General features: G+C 68.3%; 18 protein-coding genes. 5 read left to right on the top strand and 13 right to left on the bottom strand.

From position 1 onward, the window contains the following. Positions 1 to 27: 27 nt before the first annotated feature. Complete coding sequence (locus tag BJQ95_RS05685) at positions 28 to 510, top strand: GNAT family N-acetyltransferase (RefSeq protein ID WP_130176926.1); 483 nt, start codon at positions 28 to 30, stop codon at positions 508 to 510. Between the two features lie 22 nt (positions 511 to 532). Here BJQ95_RS05685 and BJQ95_RS05680 read toward each other — a convergent pair whose 3' ends face one another. From BJQ95_RS05680 to BJQ95_RS05670, 3 genes are all read right to left on the bottom strand, one after another. Continuing rightward, positions 533 to 1,135: a histidine phosphatase family protein gene (locus BJQ95_RS05680; RefSeq protein ID WP_130176933.1), complete on the bottom strand. Its 603-nt coding sequence runs from the start codon at positions 1,133 to 1,135 to the stop codon at positions 533 to 535. Positions 1,136 to 1,200: 65 nt separating this feature from the next. Further along, the gene (locus tag BJQ95_RS05675) at positions 1,201 to 2,568 is read right to left on the bottom strand and encodes a pitrilysin family protein (RefSeq protein ID WP_130176927.1); all 1,368 of its coding nucleotides are present in this window, start codon (positions 2,566 to 2,568) and stop codon (positions 1,201 to 1,203) included. Between the two features lie 103 nt (positions 2,569 to 2,671). Continuing rightward, entirely contained in the window at positions 2,672 to 3,799 is a 1,128-nt protein-coding gene (locus BJQ95_RS05670) for an aldo/keto reductase (RefSeq protein ID WP_240694653.1), read from the bottom strand. Between the two features lie 233 nt (positions 3,800 to 4,032). Here BJQ95_RS05670 and BJQ95_RS05665 point away from each other — a divergent pair, with 233 nt between their 5' ends. Continuing rightward, entirely contained in the window at positions 4,033 to 4,536 is a 504-nt protein-coding gene (locus BJQ95_RS05665; RefSeq protein WP_130176929.1) for a glutathione peroxidase, read from the top strand. A 43-nt stretch (positions 4,537 to 4,579) separates the two neighbouring features. On the opposite strand, the gene BJQ95_RS05660 is transcribed toward BJQ95_RS05665, so the two are convergent. Beyond that, the gene (locus BJQ95_RS05660) at positions 4,580 to 5,242 is read right to left on the bottom strand and encodes a VOC family protein (protein WP_130176930.1); all 663 of its coding nucleotides are present in this window, start codon (positions 5,240 to 5,242) and stop codon (positions 4,580 to 4,582) included. A gap of 160 nt (positions 5,243 to 5,402) precedes the next feature. Here BJQ95_RS05660 and BJQ95_RS05655 point away from each other — a divergent pair, with 160 nt between their 5' ends. Continuing rightward, positions 5,403 to 5,882 carry an Lrp/AsnC family transcriptional regulator gene (locus BJQ95_RS05655; RefSeq protein WP_130176931.1) on the top strand — a complete coding sequence of 160 codons (480 nt, stop codon included), beginning with the start codon at positions 5,403 to 5,405 and terminating at the stop codon, positions 5,880 to 5,882. 120 nt (positions 5,883 to 6,002) lie between these two features. Here the strand turns inward: BJQ95_RS05655 and BJQ95_RS05650 are convergent, their stop codons facing one another. From BJQ95_RS05650 to BJQ95_RS05625, 6 genes are all read right to left on the bottom strand, one after another. Then, positions 6,003 to 8,291: a polyribonucleotide nucleotidyltransferase gene (locus BJQ95_RS05650; RefSeq protein ID WP_130176932.1), complete on the bottom strand. Its 2,289-nt coding sequence runs from the start codon at positions 8,289 to 8,291 to the stop codon at positions 6,003 to 6,005. A 255-nt stretch (positions 8,292 to 8,546) separates the two neighbouring features. Next, positions 8,547 to 9,605 (bottom strand): dihydroorotate oxidase electron transfer subunit, encoded by a 1,059-nt coding sequence (locus BJQ95_RS05645; protein WP_205750069.1) that lies wholly within the window; start codon positions 9,603 to 9,605, stop codon positions 8,547 to 8,549. Beyond that, positions 9,602 to 10,729, bottom strand: a complete 1,128-nt coding sequence (locus tag BJQ95_RS05640) for a dihydroorotate dehydrogenase (protein ID WP_256041542.1) — start codon at positions 10,727 to 10,729, stop codon at positions 9,602 to 9,604. The genes BJQ95_RS05645 and BJQ95_RS05640 overlap by 4 nt, the downstream gene beginning before the upstream one ends. Positions 10,730 to 10,907: 178 nt before the next feature. Further along, positions 10,908 to 11,552 carry an FMN reductase gene (locus tag BJQ95_RS05635; RefSeq protein WP_256041541.1) on the bottom strand — a complete coding sequence of 215 codons (645 nt, stop codon included), beginning with the start codon at positions 11,550 to 11,552 and terminating at the stop codon, positions 10,908 to 10,910. A 2-nt stretch (positions 11,553 to 11,554) separates the two neighbouring features. Further along, positions 11,555 to 12,757 (bottom strand): LLM class flavin-dependent oxidoreductase, encoded by a 1,203-nt coding sequence (locus tag BJQ95_RS05630; protein ID WP_130178340.1) that lies wholly within the window; start codon positions 12,755 to 12,757, stop codon positions 11,555 to 11,557. A gap of 131 nt (positions 12,758 to 12,888) precedes the next feature. Beyond that, positions 12,889 to 13,068: a hypothetical protein gene (locus BJQ95_RS05625; RefSeq protein ID WP_130178339.1), complete on the bottom strand. Its 180-nt coding sequence runs from the start codon at positions 13,066 to 13,068 to the stop codon at positions 12,889 to 12,891. Positions 13,069 to 13,346: 278 nt separating this feature from the next. Here BJQ95_RS05625 and BJQ95_RS05620 point away from each other — a divergent pair, with 278 nt between their 5' ends. Continuing rightward, positions 13,347 to 15,074: an alpha-glucosidase gene (locus tag BJQ95_RS05620; RefSeq protein WP_130178338.1), complete on the top strand. Its 1,728-nt coding sequence runs from the start codon at positions 13,347 to 13,349 to the stop codon at positions 15,072 to 15,074. A gap of 99 nt (positions 15,075 to 15,173) precedes the next feature. Here BJQ95_RS05620 and BJQ95_RS05615 read toward each other — a convergent pair whose 3' ends face one another. Then, positions 15,174 to 16,712, bottom strand: coding sequence for an amino acid permease (locus BJQ95_RS05615; protein WP_130178337.1), 1,539 nt, complete (start codon positions 16,710 to 16,712; stop codon positions 15,174 to 15,176). 225 nt (positions 16,713 to 16,937) lie between these two features. Here BJQ95_RS05615 and BJQ95_RS05610 point away from each other — a divergent pair, with 225 nt between their 5' ends. After that, the gene (locus tag BJQ95_RS05610) at positions 16,938 to 17,492 is read left to right on the top strand and encodes a type 1 glutamine amidotransferase domain-containing protein (protein WP_130178336.1); all 555 of its coding nucleotides are present in this window, start codon (positions 16,938 to 16,940) and stop codon (positions 17,490 to 17,492) included. Between the two features lie 10 nt (positions 17,493 to 17,502). Here the strand turns inward: BJQ95_RS05610 and BJQ95_RS05605 are convergent, their stop codons facing one another. Together BJQ95_RS05605 and rpsO are read right to left on the bottom strand one after the other, a co-directional pair. After that, on the bottom strand, positions 17,503 to 18,294 hold the full coding sequence (locus BJQ95_RS05605; protein WP_130178335.1) for a fructosamine kinase family protein: 792 nt from the start codon (positions 18,292 to 18,294) through the stop codon (positions 17,503 to 17,505). A gap of 202 nt (positions 18,295 to 18,496) precedes the next feature. Then, entirely contained in the window at positions 18,497 to 18,766 is a 270-nt protein-coding gene (gene rpsO / locus BJQ95_RS05600) for a 30S ribosomal protein S15 (RefSeq protein ID WP_066594293.1), read from the bottom strand. Positions 18,767 to 18,950: the final 184 nt, after the last annotated feature.

Genomic DNA, 18,950 nt, shown 5'->3' with positions numbered 1-18,950 from the left:
CGGCGCCCGGACACGTAGCCTAGGGGCATGCCTGAATTCACTGCGGTCTCTGTCACGGATGCGGGGTCCATCGCCCTGCTCACCCAGTACTTCAGCGATCGAGCCTCAACGTTTCCGGCCGCGGGCGGATACCGCACGACCTTCCCGACCCCCGCGCAGTTCGTGGAGCCGAACGGCCAGTTCCTGCTTGTCAGCGAAGAGCCTGGGTCGCGCACGTTCGTGGGCTGCGGCGGCGTGCGGCGTATCGAAGACGGGGCGGATGGTGCGGTGCGGTTCGAGGCCAAACACCTCTGGCTGCAGCCGCAGGTGCGCGGCCGCGGCTGGGGCAGCCTGCTGCTGGCGGAACTGGAAAAGCGGGCCAGCGCATTCGGTGCCACGGAAATCGTGCTCGACACCAACTCGAGTCTTGAGGCGGCCGGGGCGCTCTACCGGCGCTCCGGCTATGTGGATGTGCCGCCGTACAACGACAACCCGAACGCCACGAACTGGTACCTCAAGGCGCTCGCCTAGTCCGCAGGTCCCGGCCCGAGCGTTAGAACAGCAGCGGGTCCGGCAGGCCGGTGCGCAGTTCCACCGGCAGGTGGCCGAGGTCGTTGTGGGTGACCAGGGACCACGGCCGGCCGGGCTTCTGCTGCAGCACGGTGAGGCCGCAGTTGGCCTGGTTGATGCTGATCCAGCGCCAGTCCGGGGCGCCGAGCACTTCACGCACAAACCAGGCGATGACAAAATTGTGGGTGATCAGCAGGTCGTGCCGGGGTCCCCGGTGCGGATGCAGGAACTCCGCGACGGCGTCCTCCATCTGGGCGCGGCCGGCCGCGATTGCTTCGTCGCTGACGGAGTTGAAGAACGGCGCGTACGACTTGGGCATCTCCGGCGCCCGGCCGGAGGGAACACAGTCGAACAACAACGGGGACGGCTCCGACGTGAGCGACGGGAGCCGGTCGGCGATGATGGCGGCCGTCTCCGCGGCGCGTTGCAACGGCGAGTGCCAGGCGCCGGTGAACGGTACCCCGCCGAGACGCTCGGCGATGAGGTGCGCCTGCCGCTTTCCGCGCGGCGACAGAGGGCCGTCCGGCAGGCCGTACTCGGCATCCTGCTGTTCGCCGTGCCGCACAAGGTAGAGGTACTGGGGCATCATCGCCCTTTCGGTTGATGTCGGTAAAGCGTCGCATCGGGTCTGGGATCCACCGCGAAGGCTGGTCAGTTGGGCGCGCCGGGCACCGTTCGGGACGACAGCACGGCGTCGAAGACGTCCTCCTCGAGGGCACCGACGGCGGCTACCGAGAACGCTCGGGACACCATCTCCGCCGCCAACTCCTGCACGTCGTCCGCGGTGACCAGCGCGAGCCTGCGCAGCGCCTCATCGAGGTCGACGAACTCGCCCAGAGTGATCTCGGAGCGGCCGAGCCTGGACATCCGGGTGTCGGAGTCTTCGAGGGCCAGGGCGGATGCGCCGGAGAGCTGCCCGGAGGCCCGCTTCATCTCGTCGGCGCTCACGCCGTGCTCGGCGAGGCGGTGCAACTCGTCGAGCATGATCTCGGCGACCTGGCCGGCCTTGGCAGGCGTGCAGCCGGCGTACATGCCGAAGATGCCGGCATCCGAGTAGCCGGGCGCGAAGGAGTAGACGGAATAGGCCAGGCCACGCTTCTCGCGTACCTCCTGGAACAACCGTGACGACATGCCGCCGCCGAAGATTGAGGTCAGCACGTTCATCGCCACCCGGCGCTCGTCGGCGGCGACGAGCCCCGGCACGCCGATGAGAAGGTTCGCCTGTTCGAGAGGGCGGTGCACCACGCTGACGGGCCGGCCCTGGTTGATCACCGCGGCGGCGCCGGAGCGGCGGCCCACCGGTGCGGCGCGCTCGCCCAGGTCCCAGCCCGCCTGCAGGAGCGACCGGGTCACCGCGGCCACGAGCACGTCATGGTCGATGGCACCGGCCACCGTGACGACGAGGTCTTGCGGCCGGTAGTTGGCCCGGTAGTGCTCCCAGACCGCATCGCGGGTCGCCGCGCGGATGGTGTCGGGGGTGCCGCCGATCGGGCGACCCAACGGATGCGCACCCATGACCGCCTGGAAGAATCTTTCGTTGGCGACGTCGGCCGGGTCGTCGTCGGCCATCGCGAGTTCCTCGAGGATGACGCCGCGTTCGGTTTCGAATTCGCCGGGGTCCAGCAGCGAGGAGGTGATCATGTCGGTGAGCACCTCAACCGCCATCTGCAGGTCGCGGTCCTGCACCTTGGCGTAGTAGCAGGTGTATTCCTTGGCCGTCATGGCGTTGTGCTCCCCGCCGACGGCGTCGAACGCGATGGCGATGTCCAACGCCGAGCGCTGGGCGGTGCCCTTGAACAGCAGGTGCTCGAGAAAGTGCGTGGAGCCGAAGTGGCCGGGGTCTTCATCGCGGGAGCCGACGGCCACCCAATAGCCGATGGTGAGGCTGCGGCTACCGGGCACCTGTTCGGTGACGATGCGCACCCCGCTGGGGAGCACGGTGCGCCTGACGAGGGACTCACCGGCGGCCCGAAACGAGAGTTCGGTCAGGTCAAGGGGAAATTCAACGGCACCGTTCATATCGGTTCAACCTTACGACACCGCACCCGCCACGACGCAGCAGGACGCCGCCGGACGCCGCCGGCGGCAGCGCCGACGAGAGTGCCAACGAGAGCGCCGACGGTCAGGTCGACACCTTGTCGAGGTCGACCATGTCCGCCCGGCCCAGCCGCACGGCGGCCGCGGCCACGAGCGCATCCACCTGGTCGGGCCGGCTGGCGCTGGCGACCGGCGCCACCACGCCGTCCCTGGCCAGCAGCCAGGCCAGTGCGATCGTCGACGGGGCCACGCCGTGGTCCTCGGCGATACGTTCGAGCACCGCGAGCACCTTGAGGCCGGTGCGGTTGAGGTAGACCGACGCGCGCCCGGCGCGGATGCTGTCGGTGAGGTCGGACTTGGCGTGGTACTTGCCGGTGAGGAAACCGTGAGCCAGGGCGAAGTAAGGCATCACGGCAATCCCCTGCGCGCGGGTGACCAGGGCCAGCGAGGATTCGAACGAGACCCGGTTCATCAGGTTGTACGGGGTCTCCAGAGCCACGAACCTGGGCAGGCCGTTGGCGGCGAGCACCCGAGCCTCCATCAGGCGCTCCGCCGTGAAGTTGGAGGCCGCCAGATAGCGCACGGTGCCGGCGGCGATGAGCATCTCCATGGCGCCGAGGCTCTCTTCCAGCGGCACGTCGAGGTCGTCGAAGTGGAAGTGCAGCAGGTCGATGTGATCGGTACCGAGCCGTTCGAGGGAGGCGTGCACCGCGCCGACGATGCTGCGCGGTGAGAGTCCGGGGTTGTCGCGGTTGCGGCCGATCTTGGTGGAGATGACCATGTCGTCCCGCAACCCGCGGGTGCGCATCCAGGACCCGATCAGCACCTCGCTGCGGCCGGCCGCGTAGCTGTCCGCGGTGTCGAGGAAGTTGCCGCCGAGTTCCCAGTGCCGGTCCAGGATCTGCATCGCGGTGTCGCCGTCGGTGGTCCAGCCGAAGACGCTGCAGCCCAGCGCCAGCGGGTGCACGGTGAGATCGGTATCGCCGATGGTCCGACGGATGCCCGGGGCGGGGTGGATCGAGCGTTCCGGCAGCCGCACCGGCGCGGTGTGCTGCACCTGCACCGGACGGGTCTGTAGGGCGAGATCATCGAGCAGGAGGGCGCTCTGAGCGGCGGTAGCCGTGTCGGGCAGGGTGTCGGGCGTCGCGGCATCCGCTCCGCTCTGGCCGGTGACCTCGTCGGTGCTGGTTGTGTCGACACGTCCGGTATCCACACGTCCCGTCACCACACGCCCGGTTGCCACGCTGCCTCTCATGCCTCCACCGCCCCTCGGACGGGTGTGTGCGGCTGCCGCACCAACCCGTATATAGCCGAGAATAACCCGATCCGCACATTCCGCTGGGGGCGCGCGGCAAGCGTTACACAAATGTGTGGCTTGACCCCCCGTTTAGCCGGAATTTTGCCCCGCCGAGCTTGTTCGAAGGGTCGGGGAGTAGTCTTTCCGGCATGTCCGAATCCTCTCTCTACGCCGTGCCGCTCACCATGATCGACGGCACCTCCACCACGTTCGGTCAGTTCGCCGGCAAGACCGTGCTTGTGGTCAACGTGGCGTCCAGGTGCGGCTTCACGCCCCAGTACGCGGGTCTCGAGGCGCTCTACCGCCGTTTCGCCGACGACGGCCTGGTGGTGCTGGGGTTGCCGTGCAACCAGTTCATGGGCGAGGAACCCGGCAGCGAAGAGGAGATCCAGCAGTTCTGCGAGGTCAACTTCGGTGTCACCTTCCCGCTCACGGCCAAGGTGGATGTGCGCGGCAAGCACCAGCATCCGCTCTACAGCCAGCTCACCGCGTTCAAGAAGGGCGTGCTGCCGGGGCTGATCAAGTGGAACTTCGAGAAGTTCCTGGTGAACGCGAACGGCGTCATCGTGGACAGGTTCGCGTCGACGGTGGAGCCCGAATCAGCCCAGCTCGTGGGGGCGATCGAGAAGGCACTGGCGCGAGCCGCCGCCTGATCCGTTCCCCGTCACACCGCCCGGCGCCCGGCCCCTGCGTCGATCAGGCGTCCCAGCTGCACACACAGAGCTCGTTGCCCTCGGGGTCGGCCAGCACCCACCAGTCCGGGGCATGCTCGTCGGTGAGCAGCACTCCGCCGACCTCGATGATGTCCGCCACCCGCTCCTCGCAGTCGGCCACCGGCACGTACACGTCCAGGTGGATGCGATTGCGCTCGGTGCGCTGGATCTCCATGTGCTGGAACCACAGCTTGGGGCCGACGCCCCGGGGATCGTGCAGTTCGATGTCGTCCGCCGGTCCCGACTCCAGGTAGCCCAGTCCCACCCGCCAGAACGGGCGCACGGCCGCGGCGTCGGAGCAGTCGATGGCGATGTCGGTGCGACTGGGCACCAGGCGGGTCGGGTGGGCGTCCTGCTCGGCGGCCAGCTCCTGGATCCGCAGCGCGAGCCGCAGGTCCCGCTCGGTGACGCCGCCGGCGTCGTGGCTGGTCAGCTCGAACTCCACCGTGCCGTAGCAGAGCTTCACGTCGGGGTGGTGGCCCTGGGCCTCGGCGTCGGTGGCGACGGCATCGACCAGGCGCACCGCGGCGGCGAAGTCCGAGGTGCGGTAGGTGGCATACAGGGTTCCCTCCAGGTGCAGGAAATCGCCCCCGGAGAGCACCGATCGGGTTTGGCTGGGAGTCAGGGTCTGACGGGGGGCATCCATCCGACCACTCTTCCGCGCGGCGCCGAGCCGGTCAACCCTGGGCGGTGCATCGCTCTGCCACCCGGTGGGGCGGCGGATTTCCCGTCGGCGCAGCCGATTTGGGTAACGGTGTGCACTGTGCCCTGTTCAGGGGTCATTGCGCATGCTACGGTTTGGCAGTATGCACCACCTGGACAAAGTCGATCTCGAGTTGCTTCGCGCGTTGTGCGCCGACCCGGACAGCACCTTTGTGGGGCTCGCCCACACCCTGGGGCTCTCCCGGAATACGGTGCAGGCCCGGATGAGCCGGCTGGAGGAGTCGCAGGCATTCCTGGCCTTCGATCGCCGCGTCAGCGCGGCCGCGCTCGGGTATCCGCTCACGGCGTTCATCGAGGTGTACATCGTGCAGAAGCGCGCCGCGGAGATCATCGCCGAGCTCAGCCGCATCCCCGAGATCGTGCAGGCGCACGGTATGAGCGGTGCGGCCGACCTGCTGGTGCGGGTGGCCTGCGCCGACGCCGAAGACCTGTTCCGGATCGACCGCACCATCCTCGCCTGCGAGGGCGTTGAACGCACCGAGACGTCCCTGGCAATGGGCGAGCTGATTCCGTACCGGGTCGTTCCGCTGCTCGAGCGCGGCGTCCAGCCCAAACCTTCCTGAACCCCGTCGGCGCTCCGATCAGCCCGCGCCGGGCGCGCGAAAAGGCCCGCCCTGCCGAAGCAGGACGGGCCTTCCGTCTGACCGGCACACCTGGCGAGAGGTGACCGGCAGAACTAGTGACTAACCCTCGGCCGGAGCTTCGGGTCCCTCGGATGCAGCGTCACGACCGTGCGTGTCGGCTTCATCGGCGAGGACCGGGGCGAGTGAAAGCTTGCCACGGTCGTCAATCTTGGTGATCTCAACGAGGACCTTCTGGCCCACGCCGAGAACGTCTTCGACGTTCTCCACGCGCTTGCCGCCGGCGAGCTTGCGCACCTCAGAGATGTGCAGCAGGCCGTCCTTGCCCGGGAGGAGCGAGACGAAGGCGCCGAAAGCGGCGATCTTCACGACAGTTCCGAGGAACTGCTCGCCAACCTCGGGGTTGGTGGGGTTCGCGACGGAGTTGACCATGATGCGCGCGGCCTCGGCCGAGGGACCATCGACAGCGCCGATGTACACGGTGCCGTCTTCCTCGATCGAGATGTCGGCGCCGGTCTCGTCCTGGATCGAGTTGATCATCTTGCCCTTCGGGCCGATGAGCTCGCCGATCTTGTCGACGGGGATCTGCACGCTGATCACGCGGGGCGCGGTCGGTGCCATCTCGTCGGGCTTGTCGATCGCGGCGTTCAGCACGGCGAGGATCGTCGTGCGAGCATCCTTCGCCTGCGTCAGCGCGCCGGCCAGGACCGACGCGGGAATGCCGTCGAGCTTGGTGTCGAGCTGGATCGCGGTGACGAATTCGCTCGTGCCGGCAACCTTGAAGTCCATGTCGCCGAGGGCGTCTTCGGCACCGAGGATGTCGGTCAGAGCCGCGTAGCGGGTCTTGCCGTCGACGGTGTCGGAGATCAGGCCCATCGCGATGCCGGCGACCGGGGCACGCAGCGGCACTCCGGCGTTCAGCAGCGACAGGGTGGAGGCGCAGACGGAACCCATCGAGGTGGAACCGTTGGAACTGAGCGCCTCGGAGACCTGACGGATGGCGTACGGGAATTCCTCACGCGTGGGCAGCACGGGAACCAGGGCACGCTCAGCGAGCGCTCCGTGGCCGATCTCGCGACGCTTGGGCGTGCCGACCCGACCGGTTTCACCGGTGGAGTAGGGCGGGAAGTTGTAGTTGTGCATGTAACGCTTCTTGGTGACCGGGCTCAGGGAGTCGATGGTCTGCTCGAGCTTGAGCATGTTCAGCGTGGTGACACCCAGGATCTGGGTCTCGCCGCGCTGGAAGATAGCGGAACCGTGCACGCGCGGGATGACCGCAACCTCGGCGTCGAGCGGGCGGATGTCGGCCAGGCCGCGTCCGTCCATACGAACACCCTCGTTGAGCACGCGCGAGCGCACCACGAGCTTGGTGACGGACTTGTAGGCCGCGCCGACCTGGTTGTTGGCGGTGGTGGGCAGTTCGCCGGCTTCGACCTTGGCCGCGATGACGGTCTTGACGGATGCCTTGAGCACGTCGTCGGCATCCTGACGCGCGATCTTGTCGGCGATGACGTAGACGTCCTTGAGGCCGTCGTACGCCAGGGCTGCGACGGCGTCGTAGACCTCGGTGGTGTACGGCGGGAACAGCGGGTAGTTGCCGGTGGGCTTGGATGCCGCGGAGGCAACCTGCTGCTGAGCGACGATGAGCTGCTTGATGAACGGCTTGGACGCCTCGATACCCTCGGCGATGACCTCTTCGTTCGGCTTGATGGCGCCGCCCTGGATCAGGGTCCAGGCGTTGTCGGTCGCTTCGGCCTCGATCATCATGATCGCGACGTCTTCGCTGCCATCGGCATCCGTCACAACGCGGCCGGCGACGACCATGCTGAACACGGCCTCTTCAACCTGCGAGTGCTTCGGGAAGGCGACCCACTGGCCGGAGCCGTTGTTGTCGGGGATGAGGGCGACGCGGACGCCACCGATCGGGCCGGAGAACGGCAATCCGGCGATCTGGGTCGACATGGACGCGGCGTTGATGGCCAGGACGTCGTAGTACTCGTCGGGCGCGATGGCCAGAACGGTCACGACAACCTGGATCTCGTTGCGCAGGCCGTCGACGAACGACGGGCGGAGCGGCCGGTCGATCAGACGGCAGGTGAGGATCGCCTCGGTCGACGGGCGACCTTCGCGGCGGAAGAAGCTGCCCGGGATGCGGCCGGCGGCGTACATGCGCTCTTCGACATCGATGGTCAGCGGGAAGAAGTCGAAGTTGTCCTTCGGCTGCTTGCTGGCGCTCGTGGCGGAGAGAAGCATGGTCTCTTCGTCGATGTAGGCGGCGGCTGAGCCCTGCGCCTGCTGGGCGAGACGCCCGGTTTCGAAACGGATGGTGCGCTTGCCGTACTTGCCGTTGTCGATAACGGTCTCGGCGAACGTGATTTCTGGACCCTCCATATGGGGGTTCTCTCCTTTGTTTAGACTCGTTTGCCCGTGTGGCGCGCGAGTGGGACATCGGAGCAGGAACAGGCAGAATTTGGCTGCCGAACATGAGTTGGGCGCCGACGTTGCTGGCCACCAGTAGAAATTCACCAACGAGGCAGCGTTGAGCACGTTGGGAAACCACCACCGAGGACCAGCGTCCTGCCGGTCTGCTCCGGGTAAAGCGTGTAGATCCGAAGAACTACCTGCACAAGCGTAGCAGAACAGGGGTTAATCGACAGGGATGCGGGCGTCGAAGACCGGTCCGTCGGCGCAGACCAGCGGGCCTTCCACGCTCGGGTCGGTCTGCACGGGAGCGGCGCAACCGTGGCAGTAGCCCAGGCCGCAGGCCATGTGCGCCTCCAGGGAGGCCTGCACGGGAACGCCCCAGTACGCGCCGAGCTCGGCGGCGAGCCGGGCGAGCACACCGGCGCCGCAGACCATGACCACCTCGGGCGGGGTTCGCTCGGCTGTGCTGCCATCGAAGTCGGCGAGCAGCCGGGTTTTGAGGGTGGCCAGGTCGCTGGAGCCGTTGTCATCGGTGGCTTCGATCACGCGCGTGCCCAGTTCGGCGCAGTCGCTGCGGCCGAGCAGCTGGTCGCGGCGTTGGCCGCTGAGCACCATGGTGGTGCGGATGCCCAGGGCCGCGGCATCCTCCGCGGCGCCCATCACGCCGCAAATGCCGACGCCCCTGCCGATGAGCAGGGCTGATCGGGTGCCGGGGGCGAGGTCGAAGCCGCGGCCGAGCGGGCCGGTGACCTGCAGCCGGCTGCCGACCGCAACCGCAGCCAGGGCGCGGGTACCGCGGCCGACCACGCCGTAGATCAGCTCGATCGTGCCCGCGGTGTGCGGGCCGGCCGGTCGGTCGCTGGTTGCCGGGCGTGCGGGAGTCGCCAGGCGGCGACGGTGGATGGCCATGGGCCGGGGCAGCAGGATCGTGTCGCCGCCGTTCGGCGGCACCGTGATCATCAGGAACTGGCCGGCCTGGGCGGTGTGCGCGATGGTGTCGCTGGCTAGGACCAGGCGTCGGTAGCGCTCCCCCACCGGCTCGTGCACGAGCACCTCGGCGTCGTCCCAGACCGGTTGCGGCCGCGGCACGGCCGAGGGCGGGCGCACCGAGATGAGTCCGGCCAGGGCCGCGGCATCCGCCTCGGCGAATGCGCGTTGCCGTGCGGCGGCGGCCCTGCGAGCCGCAGCGGCCGCCTTCCGCTGGTCGAGCTTGTCGACGCCGTGCTGAGCCTGTCGAAGTAGACCCGGTGAGCCGACCTGCGGGGACAGGTTCGGGTTCACAGTGCGGCCTCCAGCTCGAGCAGCTCGCGGATACTGCCGGTGCCGGCATCCAGGCACCGTTGCCGCAGCCCGCGCACGATCTCGACCGCGGCGAACGGCCGGCCGAAGCTCGCGGTGCCCACTTGCACGGCGGTGGCCCCGACCGAGAAGTAGTCGAGGGCGTCCTCGACAGAGCCGATTCCCCCGCAGGCGATCACGGGAATCTGCACCGCCCGCGAGGCGAGCCAGACCAGCCGCAGCACGATCGGTTTGATCGAGGGCCCCGACAGGCCGCCGATGACGTTGCCGAGAATCGGCCGGCGGGTGAGCGCATCCAACGGCATCGCCGGGATCGAGTTGGCCACGCAGACGGCGTCGGCGCCGGCCTCCTCGGCGGCGAGGGCGCAGGCGGCGATCGAGGCGACCAGCACCGGCAGTTTCACGATGATCGGCTTGTCGGTCACCAGCCGCACGGCGGCCACCACGGCGCGGATCGCGGCGGGGTCCGAGCCGATATCGGTGCCGTCGCGGTCGAGGTTGGGGCAGGACACATTCAGCTCGAAGGCGGCGCCGTGCTCGCCGAGCGCCTCGACCACCGGGGCGTATTCGCGGGTGCGGTGCCCGCCGACGCTGATGATGGTCGGCACGTCCAGCGCCGCGTAGCGCGGATGCAGCGTGGCCAGGTAGCCGGCCGGGCCGCGGCTGGGGATGCCGACGCTGTTGACCATTCCGGCCGGGATCTCGGTGAGCCGGTGCACGGGGTTGCCGCCACGGGCGGAGCCGAACACGGTCTTGGTGACGGTGGCGCCGAGTTCGGCGACCGGGATGAGCGTGCCGAGTTCCGGGCCGAAGCAGCCGGAGGCCGGCATCACCGGGGTGCGCAAGGTGAGGGTGCCGATCCGCACGGTCAGGTCGACGGTGGCGGCGCCCGGAGTGTCGGGGCGCACCGGGGCGGCGGCGAAGAACGCGGCGCGGGCATCCGGGTGGCCGGCGCGAGCATCCGGGTGGCCGGCGCGAGCATCCGGGTGGGCGGCGCGACCATCCGGGTGGGCGGCGCGAGCATCCGGGTGGGCGGCGCGGGCATCCGCGACCGCAGTGTCGTCGAGAACGGGGACCATGCGACGACCTGTCTGCGCGGTTGTCACGGCCTCCGTCTCTCGCGGAAGCACTCTCTCCGGCGCACCGCTCTCGAGTCTGCCGCCCGCAGCCGAGCTCCCAGAAGTGCCAAAAGTCCCCGACCCATCCCGCGAACCGTGAGCACAGCACCGAAAACTCGCGTTTTTTGGGGCTTAACTCACAGTTCGCGGGGAGGGGGGGCGGGGTTTAGCGGGACGGGAAGGTGCCGGCGGGGTTGAAGCCGGCGGGGAGCTCGAAGGGGTCTCGCACCCGGGCGGAGCGGTCGGAGCGGGCGACCAGCGCCGCGAGCTCCCCCGCCGCGCGCTCGATGCGGGCCGGCAGGGTGGCCACGCGGCTGTCGATCCGGCCGCCGCTGTCTCCGGTGCCCCAGTCCTCCGAGGCGGCGAACACCGAGGTGGGCACCACCACGGCGTGCAGATAGGTGAACATCGGCCGCAGTGCGTAGTCCAGGGCCAGCGAGTGCCGCGGCGTTCCTGCGGTCGCACCGATCAGCACCGGCTGGTCGGTGAGACTGCGGTTGTCGATCACGTCGAAGAAGGTTTTGAAGAGGCCGCTGTAGCTGGTGGTGAAGATCGGGGTGACGGCGATCAGGCCGTCGGCCGAGGTGACGGCCTCGATCATCTCTTCCAACCGCGGGTTGGCGAACCCGGTGAGCATGTTGTTCACGATGTCCTGCGCGTAGTCGCGCAGTTCGTAGGTCACGACCGCCGTGGTGACGCCCTCGTCAGCCAGGCGCGCCACGGTGGCCGTGGCGAGCTTGTCGGCAAGCAGCCGGGTGGAGGAGGGCTGGCTGAGCCCGGCTGAGACGACCGCCAGGGTGCGCTCGGTCATCGCTACGCTCCGGCCTGGCCGGCGCTGGCCAGGCCGAATGCGGCTCCGCTGGCGCGGCGGTGCGGTGCGATCGCGGCGGTGGTGTCGAGGTCGTCGCGGTGCGCGGATGCCACGGCAGGCGGCGCCGCGGCGGCCTCGGCCGCGCGAACCAGGGATTCGTGGGTGGGACCATCCGGCACGTCGGCCGGGCGGTTCTTCGCGAACTCCTTCCGCAGCACCGGTACGACCTCCTCGCCGAGGATGTCGAGCTGCTCGAGCACGGTCTTCAGCGGGAGGCCGGCGTGGTCCATCAGCCAGAGCTGGCGCTGGTAGTCGCCCACGTAGTCGCGGAAGCCCAGGGTACGGTCGATGACTTGCTGCGGGCTGCCCACGGTGAGCGGGGTCTGCGAGGTGAAGTCCTCCATGCTCGGGCCGTTGCCGTACACCGGTGCGTTGTCGAAGTAGGGCCGGAAGTCGCGCTTGGCGTCCTGCGAGTTCTTGCTCATGAAGACTTGGCCGCCAAGGCCCACGATCGCCTGCGCGGCGGTGCCGTGGCCGTAGTGCTCGAAACGGTTGCGGTAGTACTTGACCATTTTCGCGGTGTGCGAGGCGGGCCAGAAGATGTGGTTCGAGAAGAAGCCGTCGCCGTAATACGCCGCCTGCTCGGCAATTTCGGGGCTGCGGATGCTGCCGTGCCAGACGAACGGCGCCACACCGTCGAGCGGGCGCGGGGTGGACTGGAAGCTCTGCAGCGGGGTGCGGAACTGACCTTCCCAGTCGACGAAGTCCTCACGCCAGAGCCGGCGGAGCAGAGCGTAGTTCTCCAGGGCCAGGGGGATGCCCTGGCGGATGTCCTGGCCGAACCACGGGTACACCGGGCCGGTGTTGCCGCGGCCCAGGGTGAGGTCCACCCGGCCGTCGGCCACGTGCTGCAGCATCGCGAAGTCCTCGGCGATCTTCACCGGGTCGCTCGTGGTGATCAGCGTGGTGGCGGTGGAGAGGATGATCCGCTCGGTCTTGGCCGCGATGTAGCCGAGCATCGTGGTCGGGCTCGACGGCACGAACGGCGGGTTGTGGTGCTCGCCGGCGGCGAAGACGTCGAGGCCGACCTCTTCGACCTTCTGGGCGATGGTGAGCATGGCCTTGATGCGCTCGTGCTCGGTGGGGGTGTTCCCCGTGGTGGGGTCTGTGGTGAGGTCCCCGACAGTGAAGATTCCGAACTGCATTTCCAGCCTCCAAGACTCAATGCGTCTGCATGTATGTGGGTGTCAACGGCGGATGGTTCGATCCTATTCCCGGCTCCTGCTCGCTGGCCGCAGATCGCAGGTTTGGGTTCGGCGGGGCCGTGCCGCATGGATCAGGGTACGGGCGTGAGCCGGGCCAGAGTGCGCTGGATGGCCACGGCCGCCGGAGCCGCAGACCGGCCCGTCGGAATCGTGTGGCACGTGCCCGCCCTGTCCCTGGCGGCGATGCCCCGGTCGTCGATCCCGAGTGCGGAGCCCCCGCCGATGCCCACGGGATCACGGCGAAGGTGCATGTGCCGCGCCGGGCAGGGTCTCAGTACTCCCAGCGGCAGGAATCCCGAACATGGAGGTCGCCTCTCTTGGCCCCCGAAGCGGGCTCAGTCTCATTTTGACGTAGGCGCCCCCACCGCCGCACGGGCAGCCAGCCGGCCCCGGTGGCACCCCCGCAGTGGTGCCCCTCGGGCGCCGGACGCTAGATTGGAGCGACGTTTTATTCTGTAGCCAAACCAATTCGTCTGCTGCTGGATGGCCCGCGCCCGCCCGCGCCCGCTTCCGGCCAGGGAGGACCCACGTGACCAGTCTCGACAGCGGCACCGCCAACGATCCCGCCGCGGCCCAGCCGGACGGCACTCCCACGCCGGCCGCGGCCGCGCCGTGGTGGACCACGGCCGTGGTCTACCAGGTCTACCCGCGCAGCTTCGCGGACTCGAACGGCGACGGCATCGGCGACCTCGGCGGGGTGCGCGGCAAGCTCGACTATCTCGCCGAGCTCGGCGTCGATGCGATCTGGCTCTCGCCGGTGTACCCGTCCCCGCAGCACGACAACGGCTACGACATCCGCGACTACCAGGACATCGACCCGGTGTTCGGGAGCCTGGCCGAATTCGACCTGCTGCTGGCCGAGGCCCACGAGCGCGGCATCAAGATCGTGATGGACCTGGTGGTGAACCACACCAGCGACGAGCATCCGTGGTTCGTCGAGTCGCGCTCGTCGATCGACAACCCCAAGCGGGACTGGTACTGGTGGCGGCAGCCCGGCGCGACCGGCGCCGAGCCGAACGGCTGGGGCAGCGCGTTCAGCGGCCCCGCCTGGACCCTGGACGAGACGACGGGTGAGTACTACCTGCACCTGTTCGCCACCCAGCAGCCCGACCTCAACTGGGAGAACCCCGAGGTGCGAGGCGCCGTCTACACGATGATGAACTGGTGGCTGGACCGCGGCGTCGACGGGTTCCGGATGGATGTGATCAACTTCATCGCCAAGCAGGTCGAGCTGGTCAGCGGGCCGGCCGCGGCCACCGATGGCGGCTCCCCGATGGGCGCGCAGATCCACGATTACCTGCAGGAGATGCACGCGGCCGTGTTCGCCGGCCGCACCGGCGAGCACCTCACCGTGGGCGAGATGCCGGGCGTCAGCATCGACGACGCCGTGCTGTTCACGGATGCCGCGCGCGCCGAGGTCGACATGATCTTCCAGTTCGAGCACGTCTCCCTCGACCAGGGCACCCACAAGTTCGACCCGCTGCCGCGCAGTTTGGTACTTCTCAAGCGCAGCCTCGCGCGCTGGCAGGATGGCCTGGCCGCCACCGGCTGGAACAGCCTGTACCTGAACAACCACGACCAACCCCGGCTCGTGTCGAGGTTCGGCAACGACGCCTCGTGGCGCTACGAGTCGGCCACGCTCTGGGCGCTGGTGCTGCACCTGCACCGCGGCACGCCCTACATCTACCAGGGCGAAGAGATCGGTATGACGAACGTGACGTTCGACAGCATCGAGCACTACCGCGATATCGAGTCGCTCAACCACTACCGCGAGGCCGTGGAGCAGTTCGACCGGTCGCCGGCGAGCGTGCTGGCCGGCGTGCACGCCATGGGCAGGGACAACGCCCGCACGCCCATGCAGTGGGACGGTTCGACCAACGCCGGCTTCAGCACCGGCACCCCCTGGCTGGCGGTGAACCCGAACTATCCCGTCATCAACGCGGCGGCCGACCGGGCATCCGCGCGGAGTGTGTTCGCCTTCTACCAGCGCTTGATCGCGCTGCGGCACAGCGACGAGGTGGTGGCCCTCGGCGCGTTCGCGCTGATCGAACCCGATCACGAGCAGCTGTACGCGTTCACCCGCAGCCTGAACTCCCAGACGCTGCTGGTGCTGGCCAATGTCTCGGATGAGCCGCTGACGGTTCAGGGTGCCTGGTTGCCCGACGACATCTCCGGCGCCGAGCTGTTGCTGGGCAACTACCCCGGCGACGGTGCCGCGGCCCTCCGCCCCTGGGAGGCCCGGCTCTACCGCCTCTAGCCGGCAACTGGTCCCCGAACGGACAAATGCACCCGGTGTGCCGGGTGCATTTGTCCATTGCGTACGGGACCAGTTGTGGGGTTGCGCGGCGCTTCGGGGCTACTCGCTGCGGAGGGCGCGTTCCTCGCGTTCGATCTCCTCGCGACGGGTGGCGTCCACGATGAGCTTGGCGTTGATGCCCACCAGGGAGTGCCGGCGACCGTAGGCGAAGTACACGATGAAGCCGAGCGCCAACCAGATCGCGAACCGCGCCCAGGTGAGGGTGGTGAGGTTCAGCATCAGCCAGAAGCAGAGCACGGCCGAGAGGATCGGCAGGAACGGCGAGAGCGGCACCTTGAACGCACGCTTGAGGTCGGGGCGCTTCTTGCGCAGCACGACCACGGCGATGCTCACGAGCACGAACGCCGACAGCGTGCCGATGTTGATCATTTCTTCGAGCACGCCCACGTCGGTGAGGCCGGCGATCAGCGCGACCGTTGCACCGGTGATGATCTGGATGCGCACCGGCGTGCGGCGCTTCTCCGAGGTGACGCTGAGCCAGCGGGGCAGCAGGCCGTCCCGGCTCATGGCGAACAGCACCCGGGAGAGGCCGAGCAGCAGCACCATGATCACCGTGGTGAGGCCGGCGAGGATGCCGATGGAGATGACCTGGGCGGCCCATCCGGCGCCAACGGCGACGAACGCCGTGGCCAGCGAGGCGTCGGGGTCGTCGGCGAGCACGGTGTACGGCACCATGCCGGTGAGCACCAGGCTGACACCCACGTAGAGCACCGTCACGATGGCCAGGCCGGCGAAGATGCCGCGCGGCAGGGTCTTCTGCGGGTTCTTGACCTCTTCGGCGCTGGTGGCCACCACGTCGAAGCCGATGAAGGCGAAGAACACCAGCGAGGCACCGGCGAGCAGGCCGAAGATTCCGTACTGGGCGGGTGCGGCACCGGTCATGAAGGAGAACAGCGACTGGGTCCAGACGTCGCTGCCCACACCATCCGTGGTGGGCACGGACTCGGGGATGAAGGGCGAGTAGTTGGCCGGGTTGATGAAGAACGCGCCCACGACGATCACGAAGAGCACGATCGCCACCTTGACGATGGTGAACACGCTGGCGACCCGGGCGGAGAGCTGGGTGCCCAGCACCAACAAGGTGGTGAAGATGGCGACGATCACGAAGGCGCCCCAGCTCACGTTGAGGCCGAGCACGTTGATGGTGTCCGGGATGTCCCAGTCCCAGAGTTCGAAGACGTCGCTGAGGTAAATGCCCCAGTACTTGGCGATCACGGCCGCAGCGGTGAGCATTTCCAGGATCAGGTCCCAGCCGATGATCCAGGCCAGCAGCTCGCCCAGCGTGGCGTAGGTGAAGGTGTAGGCGGAGCCGGCGACGGGAACCGCGGAGGCGAACTCGGCGTAACACATGATCGCGAGGGCGCAGGTGACGGCGGCAAGCACAAAGGCGAGCGTCACGGATGGGCCGGCGTAGCTGCCGGCGGCCTTGGCACCCACCGAGAAGATGCCGGCGCCCACGGCGACCGCCACGCCCATGACCATCAGGTCCCAGGTTCCGAGGGTGCGTTTGAGGCTGTGCCCCTTTTCCAGGGAATCAGCTATCGACGATTCGATGCTCTTGGTGCGCCAGAGACTCATGGTGTATCCGATCGTGTAAAGCTCAAGTTTAGCCAGTCCCGTTCGCCGGCGGCACACCGAAAGTTCGTACTCGGTGTCGACCCCCGGCCTGCCTCCTGCCGGAAGGAACCTCAAAGTTTCGTGGGTATCCGCGGCTGAAGCCGCGACCGTGGCTACCGTGGAACGGAGGCGGAACATCCTGGCCGCCCGGCACCATCCGTACCGACTGACAAGAAGGAGAACCATATGACGACCACCGAACTCACCGGCAAGCGCATCGCGTTCCTGCTCACCGACGGCTACGAGGACAGCGAGCTGAGCAGCCCCTGGCAGGCCGTGACGGATGTCGGCGCCACCGCCGTGCTCGTCTCCCCCGCTACCGAGAGCGTCACCGGCAAGAAGGGGCACTCGCAGTACGTGGACCTGGCGGTGGCCGACGCCAAGGCCGCGGACTTCGACGCCCTGGTGCTGCCCGGCGGCGTGGTGAACGCCGACCACCTGCGGATGGACGTGGACGCAATCGCCTTCACCCGGGACTTCTTCGCCGCGCACAAGCCGGTCTCGGCCATTTGCCATGCCGCCTGGATCCTTATCGAGGCCGGTGTGATCGAGGGGCGCACCCTCACGTCGTATCCGAGCCTGAAGACCGATCTGCAGAACGCCGGCGCCCACTGGGTCGACGAGGAGGTCGTGGTGGACCAGGGCCTGGTCTCCAGTCGAACCCCGGCCGATCTGCCGGCCTTCAACGCCAAGGTGATCGAAGAGGTGCAGGAAGGCGCCCACGCCGGGCAGACTACCTAACCGCTTGCGGTTACCGGGCGCTGGGCAGTTCGAGCACCGCCTCGGCGGCCTGCTCGAGCGCCCGGCCGTAGGCGGCGCCGTGCCCGGCCGCGTGCACGGCGAGCGGATGCAGCTGGTGCAGCGGCGTCCGCGCCCGCCAGCCGGCCCGCAGCGGCGTCGCCGACTCGTAGCCGGCGGTGATCTCCTCGAGGTACGGGCAGCCGAACAGAGCCAGCATCGCCAGGTCGGTTTCGCGGTGGCCGCCGTGCGCGGCCGGGTCGATGAGTACCACCCCGTCGGCGGACCAGAGCACATTGCCGGTCCAGAGGTCGCCGTGCAGCCGGGCGGGCGGCGCGCCGTCGTCGAAGTCGCCCGCCTCGATGCGGCCGCAGGCCGCGTGCACGGCCTCGGCCTGCCTGGCCGTGATACCGCCAGCGTCGAGGGCGATGTCCAGGTACGGCAGCACCCGGTACCGGGCGTAGAAGGCGCCCCAGGTATCTTCGTAGGCGGAGGGCAGGCTGCGGTTACCGATGAACAGCGGGCCGCTCCAGTTGTTCGGCGGGGCACCGAACGCTGCGGCACCGGCGGAGTGGGTCACCGATAGTTCGGCGCCGAAGGCGCGGGCGGCAGCCCGGCTGGGCGGCACCTCGTCGACGGTTTCGAGCACGATGTGTCCAGGCTCGAGGTCGATCACCTGTGCCGTGCGCACTCCGCCGGTCACCGCGAGCCAGACCAGGCCGGCCGCCTCGGCCTCGAAGAACCCGGACGGTGCGCCGTGCCGCCTCTTGTCGAACCCCCGAGGGTCGCCGGCGAAGTCGTTCATCCCTCCACTCTGGTCGGTTGCCCGTCCGAGCGCTACGGGCTCCGCTCGCGAACCGTGAGTTAAGCACGCATCCGGGCCCCGGAAAGGTGCTTTACTCACGGTTCGCGAGAGGGTGGCCGGGCACACAGAACGGGCCGCCACCTCAAAGGTGACGGCCCGTTTCGAAGAAGATCGCGTTATCAGCGAACCATTCGGCTACTACCTAGCGGCGCAGGCCGAGACGCTCGATGAGCGAGCGGTAACGGTTGATGTCCACGTCGGACAGGTAGCCGAGCAGACGGCGACGCTGACCAACCAGGAGGAGCAGGCCACGACGCGAGTGGTGGTCGTGCTTGTGCTCTTTGAGGTGCTCCGTGAGGTCGAGAATGCGCTGCGTGAGCATTGCAATCTGGACTTCGGGGGAACCCGTGTCGCCTGGGTGGGTAGCGTACTTTTCGATGATCGCCTTCTTAGCATTAGCTTCGAGTGCCATAGATGGGATCCCCTTTCTCTCACTGCGCGGTGCTCGGGGCAGAATGCCTGAGCTCTCTTTATCCGCGGCCGTTGAACGGCAACCTCAAGATCCTAGCAGAGTCGAGCCGAGCCTGGCGGGTCGTGGTCTCCGCTGCCGTCGCCGATGATTGACTTAGGCACCCCGAACGAGGGGGCCCAGCAGC

Origin of the sequence: Cryobacterium sp. SO1, from assembly GCF_004210215.2 — a bacterium.
Taxonomy (GTDB): Bacteria; Actinomycetota; Actinomycetes; order Actinomycetales; family Microbacteriaceae; genus Cryobacterium.
Note: the sequence above shows the minus strand (reverse complement) of the source record. Positions and strands in the feature narration are given on the sequence as shown.